Below are 17,013 nucleotides of genomic sequence, written 5' to 3'. Positions count from 1 at the left end.
TTGTTTAGTTAAAACTTTTAACTAATGTAAACTTAAAGATAGCTTGATGATGCTATCTTTAGGTTTTGATTCATCTTGAAACTCAATATAAATCGTAAATTAAACCAAAGATAGATTTAAGATGACTTTTGGTGGCAAAGCAGAGGGAGTTCATTAATTATGTTATTACATACTCCATTTTTTACTTTAGCTTTGCGGCAAGTTGACGTAGCCCAACTTACTTTCGCCATATAGTCACTCGTTTCTGGTACTTTGTAACAAACTTGGTCACTCAATTTAGCGTTTTTAAAGCAGGTATAAAAAAATTGTTTTAAGCCAACGGTACAATTTGAATCTCGGCAGTCGTTACTCTGCTCAATCACCTTGGTTAAACAATCATTTTGATCATGAGTTTGAGCAAACTTCACTGCATCTGCTTCTGCTTGAAGCGTTATTTCTTCTAAAATCCCCTTATTTTCTTGCCAGTAAAAATAAAAGGACAAAAAGGTTAGGGTAGCAAAGAGTAAACCTAAGCCTAAGAGTAAATATCGAGTCTTAATCATTGAGCGCTAATTCCAAATTTTTCTGATAAAAAGGGTTTAAGACAAAGTCGGAATTATAACCTAAATTTAGCTCTGTCGGTTGGCTTAATAACTGGTTTAAGTCGGCTAAGTTTAGCCCATCTAAATATCTGTTAGGGTAATGACTAGCTTCGTAATCAAGAATATGAGAAATGTCAGCTTGAGTAATACTTGTGTTTAGAAATGTTTGTAAATTTAAACTAATTTGTTTCACCGGCTTGCTAACTAAACACCTTAATACGCGAGTTACTGCGCCTATTTGATTGGGATTTTCCGCTAGGTTTATATCAATTGTTTGGCTCGTTAGCTCATCAAAATACTTGGGGTTATGGATTAAACGATTATGTTGGAAATCAAATAAAATGGCATCCCAATTCAATATTGTCGTTTTTAGTAAACTATCGACAGATTCGAAATTAATTATATTTTGTTTAAAAGCCCAAGTTGACTCTAACGCCCAAACATCTAACCACCATTTATCACACAGTATGCGGTAGCCGCCAAACTTATTTTTAATGATTTTATGCTCAGGCGCAATTTTGTATATGGCTGCATCTAATACTGCGGGGTTGCAATCTACAACAAAGTCGAGATCAGAATAAAAATCTCTTATTCCTTGCAACGCTATGTCACGTATAGCACCACCAAATAAATAAACCGGACCAGAGTTTGCTAATTCAGTTAGTATCTCTTTAACTTGAGTTCTGCCAATGTTTTTGTGCTGAAAAAAAAACCTGTTTAACCTTTGTTTAAGTACACTTGGTTGATTTGCTATAGATTTTACAACTTTAGTCATGTAAATTTTTAAGCTCGTCGTGGATATGTATTAGGTAACTATCTGTCATACCGGATACCGCATCTGCCAACAACTGAGCTTTTTTATAATTCTCGCTCATTTTATTATCAGCATTTTGATATATGCGGCGGTAATTCTCTGAAATTCGATTATAGGCATATTGGCCAAATAAGCTTTTCTCAGCATTATCTAGACTATTGTTTTCAATGCCTTGCCACAACATATCCATAATACCCGATATATAGTTATTACCCTTTAGTTCAAGTTCGAGCACTGATTTATGCCTATAACCATGAATATAATCGAATTGCTTCATCGCATTACAAAATTCAGCAGCGGCAGAATGACTAATAATATCGTAATTGGGGGATATTTCATTCTTTAGGATTTTACTGATGTCAGTGACAAAAGCTTCAATGACGGATTTCACCATAGCACTAATGGCATAAACCCGAAACATTTGCATTGAAACTTCATTTAATTCTTTAGGGCTTAAACCTGCTGATTTAAACTCTTTGTTCTTTTTCTTCGCGGCTGACAGAATATTATTGGTGATTAAATCGTCTGGATTTTGATGCTCTAAATGGTCGACAATGTCTGAAAATGAAGCGATATCTTTTTTGACTATATCTTCTGCGTCTAGCACTGAATAAGCGATATCATCGCAGGCTTCCATTAGCAAAGTAAAAGGGTGGCGAATACCGACCTCTAGACCTGTGGTTTGCCAGATATCTTCTACAATCTCTTGTTCGGATTGAAAGAAACCAGATTTTTTCCAGCCCATTGGTTGGTTTTGATAACTATTTACTGGGTATTTTATCATTGATGCTAAAGTTGCGTAGGTTAGGTTTAAACCAAAGCTATCATTTAATACCTGTAAACGAGTGACGAGTCTGAGTGTTTGTGCATTGCCATCAAAGTTAGTGAAATCTAAACTATCTGGATGCTCTGTTTGACCAAATACTTTAACTTCGTTGCGTTTAAACCAGTGTTGAATTGCTTTTTCACCTTGATGACCAAATGGTGGGTTACCTAGATCATGAGCTAAACCAATAGCTGAGAGTAATGCAGGAACACAGCGCTCTAAGCTTGCATCTGAAGCATTACCAAAAACCTTGTCTCTATAATCAAATGCGAGCCTTATTCCTATACTTCTTGCTAGACTTGATACTTCATGAGAATGAGTTAGACGGTTACGAACACTATCATTTCGTTCAAGCGGAAATACTTGTGTTTTGTCTGCCAATCGTCTCGTTGGTGTGGCAAACAGTATTCTGTCATAGTCCCTTTCTAGCTCAATTCGACCATTAGCAGATAAAACATTACTGCCAATTCCATGCTTATCTTTGCGTCTTGCACCGGATAATAATAAATCCCAATCTAACATAGCTAATTCATCCCAAATAAGATTTTTATAATTTGCCAGTATATTGAATAGAAAACAAGCAGTAGTTACTGACGGCCATGATTTGATGCCAAGGTCTGTTAATCGTTGTGTTTTTATTGAGCAATAAACTATTTTATTCATGAAGCAATAAATAATACTAAAAATTTGTGTGGAGCTAGTGACTTGTTTTTAAGGATTTTTTCACAAGATTACTTTCGATAATCAAGTTTATAGTTATACTCATACATTAGAGCTAATTTATACTGGAAAACGGATTAATTCATGACTGATCTTTCTAACACAAATCAAGTTTCAACGGACGGCGAGTCTCGCGATTGGTGTTTTCGTTCTCAAACCGCTAATTTACTGGCTTTGTCGATAGCACAAATACATATGAGTTTAACCGAAGGTGATAATTCTATTGATACCTTAACTCAGTCATTTCAAGATTTAGCTCATTTTTGCATGAAAGTTGAAAACTTAGCTAAAACTGAAGTTAAAGAAGAAAGCAGTCAAGAAATTGTCAATGTTGCCTCTGATATGTCAACCCAAATTAATGGCGCTATTATGGCTTTTCAATTTTATGATAGGTTGTGTCAACGCATGAGTCATGTTGCCACCAGCTTGGATAAATTATCAGAACTGTTGAAAGAAGAAGCTCATCTTGAACAGCAAGAAGGCTGGCAAGATTTGAGAGAACAGATTAAGCAGCAATATACTATGAAAGCAGAGCATCAAATGTACGAATTAATAATGCAAGGATGTTCTCCTGAAGAAGCTTTGGCTAAGCACAAAGATGCTATGAATAGCCAAGATGATGAAAATGATATTGAGTTATTTTAATTAACCTTCACCGATTAAACTCGTCCGCGGCTCAACCCTAGAAGCCGCAAAGTCCTTATAAAACAGTCGCTTAAAATTAAATCCCTATCTTTTATATACTTGGCATAAATATCGCTTTATCACACTAGGTGTCAATTTTTTTACGGCGGTTAGTCATGGATAAAATGCTTTATGTTGCAATGAGTGGAGCTAAGCAAAATTTACTTAGTGTCGCTATGCAAGCTAACAATTTAGCAAATGTTAAAACGATAGGCTTCAAAGCTGATCTAGCGCAGGCTAGATCAATGCAAGCATTTGGAGAAGGTCACCCTTCTCGTGTTTTTTCTATGACTGAACGTCCGGGACAAGACATGTCTGGTGGTACTTTAATTACGACAGGCCGTGATCTGGATATCGCAATTCAGGGAAATGGTTGGTTAGCGGTTGAAGATGGTCAAGGCAAAGAAGCTTATACCCGAGAAGGGAATTTACAAATTACCAATGAAGGTTTACTCACCACAGCTAGAGGGAACCCTATTTTAGGTGAAGGTGGACCTATTGTCTTGCCTGTTCCAGTCGGTAAAGTCGAAATTGGATCTGATGGCATGATAGTGGTTCGGCCTCAAGGTGCTCCGCCAAATTTCCTTGAGGAAGTGGACCGACTCAAGCTGATCAAACCCGCAGATGATTTTAAATTGGATAAAGGTAATGATGGTTTATTTCGACCTGAAGAATTAAATGAGTTTGCTCAATGTGGTTATTGTGAGGCTTCACCTGATGTACGTATTGTAAAAGGTGCACTTGAGTCAAGTAATGTCAATTCAATTAGCGCTATGGTCGATATGATAGCGTTGCAAAGACAATTTGATATGCAAACTAAGATGATGAAAAAAGCTGAGTCTTTAGATCAAAAATCAGACATGTTAATGAGAGTATTTTAATTGAGTTTAATCACTCAGGAGGTGAATTATGCATTCAGCACTCTGGATAAGTAAAACTGGGCTTGATGCCCAGCAAAAAGATATTTCAGTTATTTCTAATAACTTAGCAAATGCTAGCACAGTCGGTTTTAAGAAGAGCCGAGCTATTTTTGAAGACTTACTTTATCAAAATATAAATCAACCAGGTGGACGCTCTTCACAAGATACTGAATTGCCGAATGGTTTGATGTTAGGTGCGGGTGCAAAAGTTGTAGCCACACAGAAAAACTTCACCCAAGGTAATACATTAACCACTGAAAACTCTTTAGATGTCATGATTCAAGGCAAAGGTTTTTTCGAGATACTTCAACCAGATGGCACCATAGGTTATACCCGAAATGGTCAGTTCACCATTGATGGTGATGGTCAATTGGTTACTTCAGGCGCGGGTTTCTTATTACAACCTAATATCACGATTCCACCAGACGCTCAGTCAATCACTATCTCACAAGACGGTGAGGTCTCGGTTAAATTACCAGGCCAAGCGGATAATGCTGTGGTGGGTCAAATCACCATTTCTGATTTTATTAACCCATCTGGTTTACAACCAATTGGTCAAAATTTATTCACTGAAACCGCAGTGAGTGGTGCGCCAGTTCAAGGTAACCCTGGTGTTGATGGTTTAGGTGCTGTGGTGCAAGGTGCGCTTGAAACTTCTAATGTAAATGTGACGGAAGAGTTAGTTAATTTGATAGAAACTCAGCGTGCATTTGAAATGAACTCAAAAGTAATATCTGCAGTTGACCAAATGTTAGGTCAAGCAATTCAGCAGTTATAGTTAATTAAGGTGAAAATGGTGAAACCGATGAAAAATATCAAAACAGCTTATTTAATTTTGAGCATGTTCGGACTTATTTTGTCGGGGTGTGCTAGTTCGCCAGAAACAAGTGCGATACCGGATGATCCAGACTTTGCGCCGATTGAGCCACCGCAACAAGTTGTCAATATCGTACCGACAGGTTCTTTGTTTAACACTATACATACGAATGGAATATACTCGGACAGCAAGGCGAGAAGAGTCGGTGACATTATTACTGTGATGTTACAAGAAAAAACGTCTGCCTCAAAACAGGCTAAAGCTGAATACGGTAAAGAAAATGATATTAGCTTACAGCCATTTTCGGCACTGGGTAAAAATCTCACTATAAATGGTAACCCTTTAGATTTAAGTTTAAGTTCAGAAACTGAATTTAAAGGCGATTCGAAAGCGGATCAAAGCAATAATTTAACTGGGCAAATTTCTGTTCATGTTACGCGTATACTTTCAAATGGTAATTTAGTTGTTCGCGGTGAAAAGTGGCTGACATTAAATACAGGCAGTGAATATATACGTTTAACCGGCACGATTAGAGCTGAAGATATTAGTAGTGGTAATACAATTGCAAGTAACAGAATTGCCAACGCAAGAATTCAATATAGCGGTACAGGTTCTTTTGCAGATTCTAGCCAACAAGGCTGGTTATCTAAATTTTTCTATTCCACTTGGTGGCCATTTTAGGAGTTGGATATGAGAAATTTATTCAAATTACATTTAGTCCTCGTTTCACTGTTTTCCATTTTATTTTGTGAAGCGGTTTACGCTCAAAGGATAAAAGATCTAGCCAGCATTCAAGGTATTCGTGATAACCAATTGGTTGGTTATGGCTTAGTCGTTGGCTTACCTGGTACAGGTGAGCAAAGCCCTTTCACAGAGCAAAGCTTTAGAGCTATGTTGAATAATTTTGGTATTTCATTGCCATCCAACATTAAACCTAAAATTAAAAATGTGGCAGCTGTGGCGGTTAGTGCTACTTTGCCTCCTTTTACTAAACCAGGCCAATCAATTGATATTACCGTTTCATCTATCGGTAGTGCAGGTAGTTTAACTGGTGGTACTTTACTACAAACCTTCTTAAAAGGGGTGGATGGTCAAATTTACGCGGTTGCTCAGGGCAGTTTGATTGTTGGTGGTTTTGGTATTCAAGGTCAAGATGGTTCAAGTGTGTTAGTTAATACGCCAACAGTTGGTCGTATACCGAATGGTGCCTTGGTTGAACGCGAAGTTGCTAATAGCTTTGGTCATGGTGATCATTTAGTCTTTAATTTACACAGATCTGACTTCACCACAGCTAAACGTTTAGCTGCTGCGATTAATGATTTAGTCGGTCCTAATACCGCAAAAGCGATGGATAGTACTTCAATTCAAGTCACCGCGCCTAGAGATGTATCACAGCGAGTATCTTATATCGCGACATTAGAAAATTTAGAATTTAAACCGGCTGATGCGCCAGCTAAAGTTATTGTGAACTCTCGAACGGGTACCATTGTCATTGGCCAAAATGTTAGGCTTCAACCTGCAGCAATTACTCATGGTGGTTTAACTGTGACAATCGCGGCAAACCAACAAATTAGTCAACCGAATGCGTTTGCTGCTGGTGAAACTGTTGTAGCAAAACAAACAGTAATAGACATTGCTCAAGATGACACTCGTATGTTTGTGCTGGATACAGGCGCAACTTTAGATGATTTAGTCCGTGCTATGAATGAAATTGGTGCTGCACCAGGAGACTTAATGGCTATTCTAGAAGCCTTAAAAGAGGCGGGTGCATTACAAGGTGAATTGGTTGTCATTTAATTGACACTGAGGTTGTTATGGATAAATTAGATCAAGTTAGCTTATATTCAGACCCAAGTGGTTTAGATAGTCTTCGTCAGGGCGCGCAAGCCAATGACGAAAAAGCTATGCGCAAAGCTGCTGAACATTTTGAATCTATATTTACCCGTATGATGCTAAAGAGTATGCGTCAAGCGGAAGATGTTTTAGCTGATAAAGATAGTCCGTTCAATAGTGAGACGACTAAATTTTATCGTGGTATGCGAGATGATCAGATGGCAATTGAAATGTCATCAAGTGGCGCATTAGGTTTTGCTGACTTAATTGTTGAACAAATGATGCCACAGAAAGGGAATTACATGCCAAGCGGCGTAATGCGTAGTAATGCCGATCTTACTGGAGCTATGAGACAACACCAAAGTGTTCAGGGCTCAGCGAATGTCGCTGCTGAAAACAATAATCAAGACATATCTGCAAGCACACCAATTGAAAAAACCAAGCAAGATATATCTTTTAATGATAAGCAAGACTTTGTAGATAAACTTATGCCTATAGCTGAAAAAATTGCAGCTAAAATAGGGTTACCTCCAGCGGCTATGGTTGCGCAAGCTGCTTTAGAAACAGGCTGGGGACAGAAAATGATTCAAAACTTTGATGGCTCCAATGCACTTAATTTTTTTGGTATTAAGGCCGATCAAAGATGGCAGGGCGATAAAGCGACTGTCAATACACTAGAGTTCCGTGAAGGCGTCGCCAGAAAAGAACAAGCACAGTTTCGTTCATATAATTCAGTGGAGCAGGGGCTTAATGATTATGTAAACTTTGTTTCTGGCAGCGATAGATACAAAGATGCGGTGAAACATGCCGACCAACCAGATAAATACTTTTCTAATTTACAGCAAGCCGGTTACGCGACGGATCCTAATTATAGCCAGAAAATTTTATCTATACTTAAAGATACAGTATTTGATAAGTTTGAGAATGTGCTAAAGTTTTAACTATGCATGCCGATAAATAATCGAGCAAAACTAAATATTAACTCTTGGTGTAGTAAATGACAGACCTTTTTAAAATTGGCACATCTTCATTATTAGGTAACCAGAATCAGCTGGCCTCTACCAGTAACAATATTGCCAATGTAAATACACCAGGCTACACCAGACAACGCACTGAATATACCAGTTATGTTGAGTGGGGGGTGGGTCGCCCACAAGTTGTCAGAATGTTTGATAAATACGCAACAGACCAATTAAGACGCGACACAACTGAGCAAGCTAAATTACAAACCTACTCTGATAATTCTTCAATTTTAGATAATCTTTTCTCTGATGAATCAACTAGTATTGCGAAAGGTTTAGATAGTGTATTCCAGCGTTTACATGAAGCAAGTGACGAACCAACTTCTTTGACCCCTAGGCAGTTATTTATTTCAGACGCTAATGCACTTGTTGCACGTATGCAAGGTTTATCAGATCGAGTGCTTGAACAAGAAGAAATCGTAAATGATGAGCTAAAACTTGAAGTCAGTGAAACTAACTCCTTAATTAGTAGCTTATATGATTTAAATGGGAAAATTGTTACTTCTAAAAAATCGAATGATGTTACAGGTGAAGCGTCACCGGAGTTATTAGATGAGCGTGAAGAGGTTGTCCGTCAATTAGCCAGTAAATTAAATTTACAAGTAATGGAAGATGATGCAGGTGCCTATTTAGTTAACACTCAAGGTGGTCAAACCTTAGTTACTAATGCCAATTACTTCCAATTAGCCGCAGTTCCTGGTAACCCAGATCCACAAAGAACAGACATAGAAGTTTATATTAATAGTAATCCATCAATTACAAAAGATTTTAGAACAGAAGGCTTAGGTGGCTCTTTAGGTGGACTTACTGCTTACCGAACTGAAGTGTTGGATCAAACCATTAATTCATTAGGCCAACTAGCGATTTCATTTTCGGATGCAATTAACGAACAAAATAAACTAGGTGTCACGCTAGATGGTGAATTAGGTGGGGATGTCTTTAACATTCCAACGATAAAAGCTTTGGGCTACGATGACAACTCTAGTGCGGATCATTTAATTGAAATTGGTGTCGAAGATGGTTTCGGCGATCAAGTTGCCAATTTTGATTATGAGCTAACCTTTACTTCTGCAACTGAATACACACTGCAAGCATATCAAGGTGGCGAAACTATAGGTTCTATGTCTGGTCCTTTTACGATTCCAGCAGTCGCCACAGACTCACAGGCAAGTGCTGATGGTTTACCAGATGGCCTAGAGTTCACTTTCTCACCAGATGGTAGTTTCGCAGAAGGTGATACATTTTTAGTACGGCCTTCTCGCTTAGCTGGGGTTCAAATTGAAATGAATTTGAACCGCCCAGAGCAATTGGCTTTAGCTTCACCAATTACAGTTGAAAATCCGATTACTAATATAGGTAGTGGAAAAATCGAAATTGAATCTATTACCAGCACTAACACTGATAATACCAATGCAGATGAAACCGCATTTAGCTCGAATGGATTTGATGCAGCAGCACCTGCTTCTATTCAGATCAATGCATCAGGAGGTTATGATGTATATGATACGGCAGGCACCTTAATTGGTACGGCTAGCTCAGGTGATAATATTATGCAGCAATTGAAGGCGGCTGGAGATTTTGATGCTGGAGGTAGAGCTGCAACTGGAGATGATTATCCAGGATTTGAAGTTAACATTAGCGGGGATCCTAAACCTGGCGATGTTTTTAATATTGGATTTAATTCTGAAGCCTTAGATGATAACTATAATGGTTTAGCATTAACCGATTTACAATCGGAAGATACCATGAGGCGAAATATCGCTGGCTCTGGGAACAACACCTTAACTTTTGGTGAAGCGTACTCTAATTTAATTGGTTACATAGGTGATACGGCTAATCGAGCGGAAATTGATTTAGCTTCAAGTAATGCTTTATTAGAGCAATCTTTTGCTCGGGTACAAGATATGGCAGGTGTTAACTTAGATGAAGAAGCTGCAGACTTAATTAAATTTGAGCAAGCCTATAATGCTTCAGCTAGGATATTAACTGTTGCTCAAACTATTTTTGATTCATTATTATCTGCGGTGAGGTAGGTTATGCGTTTAACGACTAACATGATTTATGGCCGTAATTTAGACGGTATTCTGGAAGCCCAAAAACGATTGGTAAGAGCCCAGGACACTTTAGTTAAACAAACTAATATTTTAAAACCTTCTGATGATCCAACTGGCGCGACGAAAGTTGTCCGTTTTAATGAAGATTTGAGCAGATTAGAACAGTTTGGTCGAAATGGTGTTCGAGTTGAAAATCAATTAACGCAACAAGAAGGCGTATTGACAAGTATTAACGAAGCGTTAAATCGTGCTAGCACATTAGCGATTCAAGGTGGTAACGGTGCTTTAAGTTTTAGTGATAGACGAGCTGTGGCTAATGAACTTTCTTTAATTAAAGAAGAGTTATTAGATTTAATGAACTCTAAAAACTCCCAAGGTGAATATCTATTCTCGGGTTCTAAATCTGATGTGATTCCTTTTGTTCAAGATTCATCAGGTCAGTTTCAATATCAAGGCGATGAAAACGTAAAAAAAGTTCAAATATCAGAGACCTTAAAATTAGAAACCGGTGTACCAGGTTCAGGCTTAACACTGTTTCAAGATGTCAAAGCTAGAAGTAGCCTTACTCTTGACCCTAATAGTACATCTACAGCATCAGGTAGTTATCGTTTAGAAAACCCTGATGCATTTGATCGTTTTCAGAAACAAAATTATGTCCAAATTCCACCAAATCCGGCCGGCAGCAATGATTTTAGTATTGTTTTAGGTGCTGGTACCTATCAAGTATTAGATAGTGGTGGCAATGTGATAGAAAATGGTAATTATACAGCTGGCGAACCGATTAATTTTAAAGGTGCGGAATTTAATATTAGTGGTAATGCAGGTGATCAGTTAGATTTCAGCTTAGATCCACCAAATAAAAACAATATGTTGAATGTAATGGATGAAATGATCCTAGCATTACAGGCGAATGAAGTACCTGGTGATGATATGTTCGATACTATCAAACATTCAATTTATGCGCTTCAGCAATCTCAAGAAAATATTGGTTTTGCTCGATCTGAAATTGGAGGCAGGTTAAATGTATTAACCAGTGTTACTTTATCCAATGAAGATTTAGAAATTAATTTAAAAGAAGCTAAAGCAAAAGTATCTGAAGTGGATATGGCTGAGGCAATCACCGAACTGCAAAAACAAGAAACAGCGCTAACGGTAGCCAACCAAACTTTTGGACGAGTAACCAACTTATCTCTATTTAATTTCTTATAGGTTATTGGCTCACAATCAGCCAATAACTTCCTTTAAGCATTCTATTCACTTAACCACTTAATCCAGTTAACTCTCATTTCTCATGCTTTTAGATAAAAAATTAATATAAATCAAGCTATTAATTTCTATTCTATATTTTTAACTCCGCATTTACTGTCTTAAAAAGGACCAATTAACACCTAAATTAAACTCTTCTTGATAATATTCTCCATTTCATCTCGATTAACTTAATTTTTTCAAATTTCATTAATATCTGCTCAATTCTGGAATTAAGCTGGAATTTTAATTTTTTATAATTAATTCAATGAATTAAATGAAAATTAAAGAATTTTTATTTGGTTCTGACTCGGCAATTTGATTAATTTCTTTAGTTAAAAAAGATCGATTTATTTAACTTATATTCGTAAAGCTCTCCTTTCCCATACCGATATATTAAGTGTCAAGGAAAGACAATTAATAACAAAAAGCTAATTTAATTTTTCTGGGTAGTTAGGCCCAAATAACGATAACTCAATAAGAGTTAGGAGAGAATAAAATGACAATGTTTGTAAACACGAATGTATCTTCTTTGAATGCTCAAAGACAATTAATGGGCTCTGGTAATGCGCTAAATACTGCATTTGAGAGACTATCATCTGGTTTCAGAATTAACCGAGCATCTGATGATGCCGCGGGTCTTCAGATTACTGACAGGATGACAACCCAAATCCAGGGTTTAAATCAAGCGGTAAGAAATGCAAATGATGCTATCTCACTCAGTCAAACTGCTGAGGGTGCAATGCAAGAAATTACCACTTCGTTACAGCGAATTCGACAATTAGCGATCCAGTCACAAAATGGTATTAATAGTTCATCAGATAGATTAGCTCTACAAAAAGAAGTGAGCGCACTTAAAACTGAAATTAGTCGAATTGGTGCCACCACTCAGTTTGCTGGGGTAGAGCTGTTAACGGGTAATTATTCAGCTAAATTCTTAGTTGGCGCAAATGGTGGTCAATCTATATCAATTAATATGTCGCGCTCTGGTGGTTTTGGGGCTTCTGGTTTGAGCATTGGTACACTAACAGTTGCGACTGAAGCCGATGCATCTGCTGCTTTAACAGCGATTGATGCGGCAATATCAACCATAGGTTCAACTCGGGCAGATCTCGGTGCGTTGCAAAACCGATTCCAATCAACGATTCGAAATTTAAGTAATGTTGTTGAAAATGTTTCAGCTGCACGTTCTCGAATCAAAGATACAGATTTCGCAACTGAAACCGCTAGCTTAACCAAAAATCAAATCTTACAACAAGCCAGTACAACTGTGTTAAGTCAGGCTAACCAGAGACCTCAATCAGCCTTGTCTTTACTAGGTTAATGAATAATAGAAGGCCGTACTCGACAAATTCGAGTGCGGTGTCTTTGTTTAGCACTGAAACTTTAATAAGTGGCAGTGGACGAGTTCCTATTTATTTAATGGTTTTTCTAGCTCTATTTTTATTAAGTGTTTGTTTATTGACTATTAAATAAATTGATTTTGTCGACATTTGTCGCCTATTTAAATGATTTTTAAGAATTAAAGCTTAGCTTTAAACCAGATCACACACTCTCTCCTAATTCGTGTGTTGATTGGCCGGAGGGATTTCCTCCGGCAGTTTTAAACTAAGCAATTTATAAGTGTTAAGAAGAGAGTCTTAACGAATATTAGATGAGGTAATGCGATAAGAATATATGGATTATAACTAACAATAAACTTGCGAAAGCACCTAGTTTGTAGCTCGGCATACTCAATTTTTGTGATGTTAGGCTTTAAATTAGAGACAATTTGGACAACTAGCATATAGTTTGAGGTTGATTTTTACAATGGGATAATCGAATTTAGCGAAGTAGTAATTGCTAGGTTTTAGTCATTATCACAGTAAAGAATCTAATTAACTTAATGATCAGATATATTGTGCCAATCAACAAGTGATGTGTTTGCGATTACCGTCATTTGATGTAAATCACGAGATTAAGAGCTACCTAATTCGTTCTTGATTGCTCAAGATAAGCATAGATATAGGCCCAATTTAAATTTGATCTCCCTCACGTTAACTTTATCTGCCGGTATTGTGTCTTGCGATTTCACAATATTGTTTTCTATTAAGACCAGTGCTTACCTAATTCGGCACTTGGAATTAATAAATTAGCTGGATAGTTTAGCGTTATAGGGCTCTTGGTTAGCAATTAAATCTGTTAATTTAGCTTGTTTGGTAACGCATTATATTTATTTCTATGCCTTAGAGATAAATTGGAGACGATCTGACTTACTAGCCTAACTTGACTTGTTTGATTGCGGATAACATTTTGCTGAAGCAAATGTATATCTTGATTCAGTTACTTCATTGTATTTTTTTATCACGAATGTATAAGCAGATATAAATCTTTAGCCTAGGTTTATTAAACCAGTCTTATGACTTTTTATTTTTTGTTTGAGGTTTAAAGTTAGGGAGTGGTTGCAAATAATTTAAGTTCTAACCTACTTAAATTTCGTCTGTATCCTTTGTATGGACATAAACATTGGCCGTAGAAAGATTTAAAAGTAATTAAAGCAACGAATGTTATTTCTATTTGAATCTTTGCTTTGACCCATTTTTATCTGTTTGCCCTTCTTGAATCATCATCCTCCATCAATCTTTATATTTATATGCAGTTCGCACAGCGCTCAAATTTTATACCCAGGAATTCAATTCTTAAATGAATTGAATTTTAGATTGGTTTAGTTCAGCTGTGATTAAGCTTATTCGTTCAAATATTAGGTCTTTTAATGCCTAACTGAAATTGAGTAGATTCGAGTGTGCTTTCCATTTTTATTTTTTAAATTATATATTTAATAATATGTTTTTTATCATGTTTTTAATTTTGATTGTTATTTGTTTTGGTTGTTTTGTATTATTTTAAGTATGTGTGTCGTATAAGTTTTTATTAATTAGTTATTTTTTGCTTAAAAATAATAAAACAAATATCTAAAGTGTTTTTTTGTTTTGCCGATATGTAAGTTGAGTGGAGCTTTAAGTTGTATTTATAAAGCTTCGGTAATAAAAGTTTGGTTTTTAATATAAATATACTTCTTTAGGAGTGAGTACTATGAGTATGTTCGTAAACACCAACGTATCATCTTTAAATGCACAACGTCAGTTGGCAGGTTCTGGTAATGCGTTAAACACGTCATTTGAGCGTTTATCATCTGGCTTTAGAATTAACCGTGCTTCTGATGATGCCGCGGGCCTTCAAATCACAGACAGAATGACTACCCAAATCCAAGGGTTGAATCAAGCTGTTCGTAATGCTAATGATGCGATCTCGTTAACCCAAACGGCTGAGGGTGCCATGCAAGAGATAACTAACTCTTTGCAGCGTATTCGTACGCTAGCGGTTCAATCGCAAAATGGTATTAATACTTCTGCAGATAGAACAGCACTACAAAAAGAAGTTTCTGCACTTAAAACTGAGATTAGTCGTATTGGTACGACAACCCAGTTTGCCGGTGTTGATTTGTTAACAGGCGGGTATTCAGCTGCATTCTTGGTTGGCGCAAATGGTGGTCAAACAATTTCTGTTAACTTATCTCGAACAGGTGGCTTTGGTGCCTCAGGTTTAAGCTTGAGTAATACTACTGTCGCCACTGCGTCAGATGCTTCAGCAGCCTTAACCGCAATAGATTCTGCAATATCATCAATTGGTGCTGCAAGGGCTGATTTGGGTGCATTGCAAAATCGTTTTCAATCAACAATTCGTAACTTAAGTAATATTGTTGAGAATGTTTCAAGTGCAAGAGCACAAATCAGAGATACTGATTTTGCGACTGAAACGGCTGAGTTAACTCGAAATCAGATTATTCAGCAAGCCAGTACTACTATTCTGAGTCAAGCTAATCAGCGTCCACAATCAGCATTATCTCTATTAGGATAATATTTGATTTGACTCTGCTTTCACCCACTGGAAGCTAAGTCAGGAGGTAGTGTAAGGGCATAGCAGGCCAGGCGGGTGTAACTCGCTCCGGTTTAGGGGTTTTCGATGAGGTTAACCCCTTCTTTTCCGGTCAGCCTGCCTCTTATTTTCTACTTTAGTCAGACTTTAGGCTTTATTTAGTTATTTTTTATTAAAAGTTAAATAAAAAATAACTAAAGTTTTGCCGCTCTATCTTACTGTAATTACATATCTAAATTTTTAATTTCCGCTTTTTTCAATCTTCATTGCCTATTTTCGGCAAATAATCCCCGATTTGTTTGTTAAAGATACGAATTATTACTCCGATAACTTAATTGTCAGGGCAGACAATCATAAAAATAAGGGGTCTAGAAAAGACCTGGTGCGAATAACCGCACACCATAAATCGCAATGTAAGAATTAGGAGAGAGTATTATGACTATGTTCGTAAACACTAATGTTTCATCATTAAATGCACAAAGACAATTAATGGGTTCAGGTACAGAGTTAAGCACTGCATTTGAACGTTTATCTTCAGGTTTTCGTATTAATAGAGCATCAGATGATGCTGCAGGTCTACAAATTACAGACCGAATGACAACTCAGATTCAAGGCCTAAATATGGCAGTAAGAAATGCAAACGACGCAATTTCTTTAACTCAAACTGCTGAAGGCGCTATGCAAGAAATCACGACTTCATTACAAAGAATTCGCCAATTAGCAATACAATCACAAAACGGTATTAATAGTTCATCTGACCGTTTAGCACTTCAAAAAGAAGTATCAGCATTAAAAACAGAAATAAGCCGTATTGGTGCAACGACTCAGTTTGCTGGCGTTGAGTTATTAACTGGAAATTACTCAGCTAAATTCTTAGTGGGTGCAAATGGAGGCCAATCCATCTCTGTCAACCTTTCTAGAACAGCTGGTTTTGGTGCTTCTGGTTTAGGCGTTGGTAGTTTAACAGTTGCCACGGAGCAGGATGCATCTGCCGCTTTAACTGCAATTGATGCCGCAATCTCTGCTGTAGGTAGTGCAAGAGCTGATTTAGGTGCATTGCAAAACCGTTTTCAATCAACGATTCGTAACTTAAGCAATGTTGTTGAGAATGTGTCAGCTGCACGCTCAAGAATTAAAGATACAGACTTTGCCACAGAAACAGCTTCATTAACTAAAAATCAAATTTTACAACAAGCGAGTACAACAGTATTGAGTCAAGCGAATCAAAGACCTCAATCAGCGTTATCATTATTAGGTGGTTAATACTCGTTGAACAGAATCGCAACTTTCTCCTAGTTGTTGCGCTTGCCGGAGTTCTACTCCGGCGGTTTTTAATTCAAAATGTTTGAATGAAGGAAGGTTGGCTTAGATTGTGCTTAGTTAACCAAGCAAAGTGATTTGCTAAGGTTGAGTCAAAATATTGTTGTTAGCTTCCCTCAAAGTTAATTTCAAATTGACTTAATCTAATCGTCGATTGGCAGGGCTGATGACTTGAAACCTCATCCCTTACTACCTCCTGGCATTAATTCTGTCGGTCGACGTGTTTTTCTACCTTTATAAGTCCAAAGTCCAAAGTCCAAAG

14 protein-coding genes are annotated in these 17,013 nt (G+C 37.2%); 11 read left to right on the top strand and 3 right to left on the bottom strand.

What is annotated here, in order from left to right; genetic code table 11:
* Window positions 1-116: 116 nt before the first annotated feature.
* The 3 genes from XM47_RS03645 to XM47_RS03635 are packed head-to-tail and all read right to left on the bottom strand — an operon-like array spanning window position 117 to window position 2,743.
* On the bottom strand, window positions 117-542 hold the full coding sequence (locus XM47_RS03645; protein ID WP_048689789.1) for a hypothetical protein: 426 nt from the start codon (window positions 540-542) through the stop codon (window positions 117-119).
* Window positions 535-1,356, bottom strand: a complete 822-nt coding sequence (locus tag XM47_RS03640; RefSeq protein ID WP_048689786.1) for a nucleotidyltransferase family protein — start codon at window positions 1,354-1,356, stop codon at window positions 535-537. The genes XM47_RS03645 and XM47_RS03640 overlap by 8 nt, the downstream gene beginning before the upstream one ends.
* Window positions 1,349-2,743 (bottom strand): deoxyguanosinetriphosphate triphosphohydrolase family protein, encoded by a 1,395-nt coding sequence (locus tag XM47_RS03635; protein ID WP_048690088.1) that lies wholly within the window; start codon window positions 2,741-2,743, stop codon window positions 1,349-1,351. Before XM47_RS03635 ends, XM47_RS03640 begins: the two co-directional genes overlap by 8 nt.
* 282 nt (window positions 2,744-3,025) lie before the next feature.
* Here XM47_RS03635 and XM47_RS03630 point away from each other — a divergent pair, with 282 nt between their 5' ends.
* The 11 genes from XM47_RS03630 (at window position 3,026) to XM47_RS03580 (ending at window position 16,694) form a co-directional block, all read left to right on the top strand.
* Complete coding sequence (locus XM47_RS03630) at window positions 3,026-3,586, top strand: hypothetical protein (protein WP_048689783.1); 561 nt, start codon at window positions 3,026-3,028, stop codon at window positions 3,584-3,586.
* Between the two features lie 155 nt (window positions 3,587-3,741).
* The gene (flgF, locus tag XM47_RS03625) at window positions 3,742-4,506 is read left to right on the top strand and encodes a flagellar basal-body rod protein FlgF (RefSeq protein WP_048689781.1); all 765 of its coding nucleotides are present in this window, start codon (window positions 3,742-3,744) and stop codon (window positions 4,504-4,506) included.
* Window positions 4,507-4,534: 28 nt separating this feature from the next.
* Window positions 4,535-5,323: a flagellar basal-body rod protein FlgG gene (gene flgG, locus XM47_RS03620; RefSeq protein WP_048689779.1), complete on the top strand. Its 789-nt coding sequence runs from the start codon at window positions 4,535-4,537 to the stop codon at window positions 5,321-5,323.
* Between the two features lie 27 nt (window positions 5,324-5,350).
* On the top strand, window positions 5,351-6,043 hold the full coding sequence (gene flgH, locus XM47_RS03615; RefSeq protein ID WP_048689776.1) for a flagellar basal body L-ring protein FlgH: 693 nt from the start codon (window positions 5,351-5,353) through the stop codon (window positions 6,041-6,043).
* A 9-nt stretch (window positions 6,044-6,052) separates the two neighbouring features.
* On the top strand, window positions 6,053-7,159 hold the full coding sequence (locus XM47_RS03610; RefSeq protein WP_048689775.1) for a flagellar basal body P-ring protein FlgI: 1,107 nt from the start codon (window positions 6,053-6,055) through the stop codon (window positions 7,157-7,159).
* Between the two features lie 17 nt (window positions 7,160-7,176).
* Window positions 7,177-8,136 carry a flagellar assembly peptidoglycan hydrolase FlgJ gene (gene flgJ, locus XM47_RS03605; protein WP_048689772.1) on the top strand — a complete coding sequence of 320 codons (960 nt, stop codon included), beginning with the start codon at window positions 7,177-7,179 and terminating at the stop codon, window positions 8,134-8,136.
* A 56-nt stretch (window positions 8,137-8,192) separates the two neighbouring features.
* A complete protein-coding gene (flgK, locus tag XM47_RS03600) occupies window positions 8,193-10,250 on the top strand; it encodes a flagellar hook-associated protein FlgK (protein ID WP_048689770.1) in 2,058 nt (685 codons plus the stop codon).
* Window positions 10,251-10,253: 3 nt separating this feature from the next.
* Complete coding sequence (gene flgL, locus XM47_RS03595) at window positions 10,254-11,480, top strand: flagellar hook-associated protein FlgL (protein WP_048689767.1); 1,227 nt, start codon at window positions 10,254-10,256, stop codon at window positions 11,478-11,480.
* A gap of 535 nt (window positions 11,481-12,015) precedes the next feature.
* On the top strand, window positions 12,016-12,840 hold the full coding sequence (locus XM47_RS03590) for a flagellin N-terminal helical domain-containing protein (RefSeq protein ID WP_048689764.1): 825 nt from the start codon (window positions 12,016-12,018) through the stop codon (window positions 12,838-12,840).
* A 1,748-nt stretch (window positions 12,841-14,588) separates the two neighbouring features.
* Window positions 14,589-15,413, top strand: coding sequence for a flagellin N-terminal helical domain-containing protein (locus XM47_RS03585; protein WP_048689761.1), 825 nt, complete (start codon window positions 14,589-14,591; stop codon window positions 15,411-15,413).
* Between the two features lie 453 nt (window positions 15,414-15,866).
* The gene (locus XM47_RS03580; protein WP_048689758.1) at window positions 15,867-16,694 is read left to right on the top strand and encodes a flagellin N-terminal helical domain-containing protein; all 828 of its coding nucleotides are present in this window, start codon (window positions 15,867-15,869) and stop codon (window positions 16,692-16,694) included.
* Window positions 16,695-17,013 lie beyond the last annotated feature (319 nt).

It is taken from the genome of Catenovulum maritimum (assembly GCF_001050375.1).
In the GTDB taxonomy this organism is placed as follows: Bacteria; Pseudomonadota; Gammaproteobacteria; order Enterobacterales; family Alteromonadaceae; genus Catenovulum; species Catenovulum maritimum.
This window is presented reverse-complemented; position numbering and strand designations above follow the sequence as displayed.

Coding starts and splice junctions, on each gene's coding strand:
- XM47_RS03645 (WP_048689789.1), bottom strand. CDS start 542: ATGATTAAGACTCGATATTTACTCTTAGGCTTAGGTTTACTCTTTGCT.
- XM47_RS03640 (WP_048689786.1), bottom strand. CDS start 1,356: ATGACTAAAGTTGTAAAATCTATAGCAAATCAACCAAGTGTACTTAAA.
- XM47_RS03635 (WP_048690088.1), bottom strand. CDS start 2,743: ATGTTAGATTGGGATTTATTATTATCCGGTGCAAGACGCAAAGATAAG.
- XM47_RS03630 (WP_048689783.1), top strand. CDS start 3,026: ATGACTGATCTTTCTAACACAAATCAAGTTTCAACGGACGGCGAGTCT.
- flgF (WP_048689781.1), top strand. CDS start 3,742: ATGGATAAAATGCTTTATGTTGCAATGAGTGGAGCTAAGCAAAATTTA.
- flgG (WP_048689779.1), top strand. CDS start 4,535: ATGCATTCAGCACTCTGGATAAGTAAAACTGGGCTTGATGCCCAGCAA.
- flgH (WP_048689776.1), top strand. CDS start 5,351: ATGAAAAATATCAAAACAGCTTATTTAATTTTGAGCATGTTCGGACTT.
- XM47_RS03610 (WP_048689775.1), top strand. CDS start 6,053: ATGAGAAATTTATTCAAATTACATTTAGTCCTCGTTTCACTGTTTTCC.
- flgJ (WP_048689772.1), top strand. CDS start 7,177: ATGGATAAATTAGATCAAGTTAGCTTATATTCAGACCCAAGTGGTTTA.
- flgK (WP_048689770.1), top strand. CDS start 8,193: ATGACAGACCTTTTTAAAATTGGCACATCTTCATTATTAGGTAACCAG.
- flgL (WP_048689767.1), top strand. CDS start 10,254: ATGCGTTTAACGACTAACATGATTTATGGCCGTAATTTAGACGGTATT.
- XM47_RS03590 (WP_048689764.1), top strand. CDS start 12,016: ATGACAATGTTTGTAAACACGAATGTATCTTCTTTGAATGCTCAAAGA.
- XM47_RS03585 (WP_048689761.1), top strand. CDS start 14,589: ATGAGTATGTTCGTAAACACCAACGTATCATCTTTAAATGCACAACGT.
- XM47_RS03580 (WP_048689758.1), top strand. CDS start 15,867: ATGACTATGTTCGTAAACACTAATGTTTCATCATTAAATGCACAAAGA.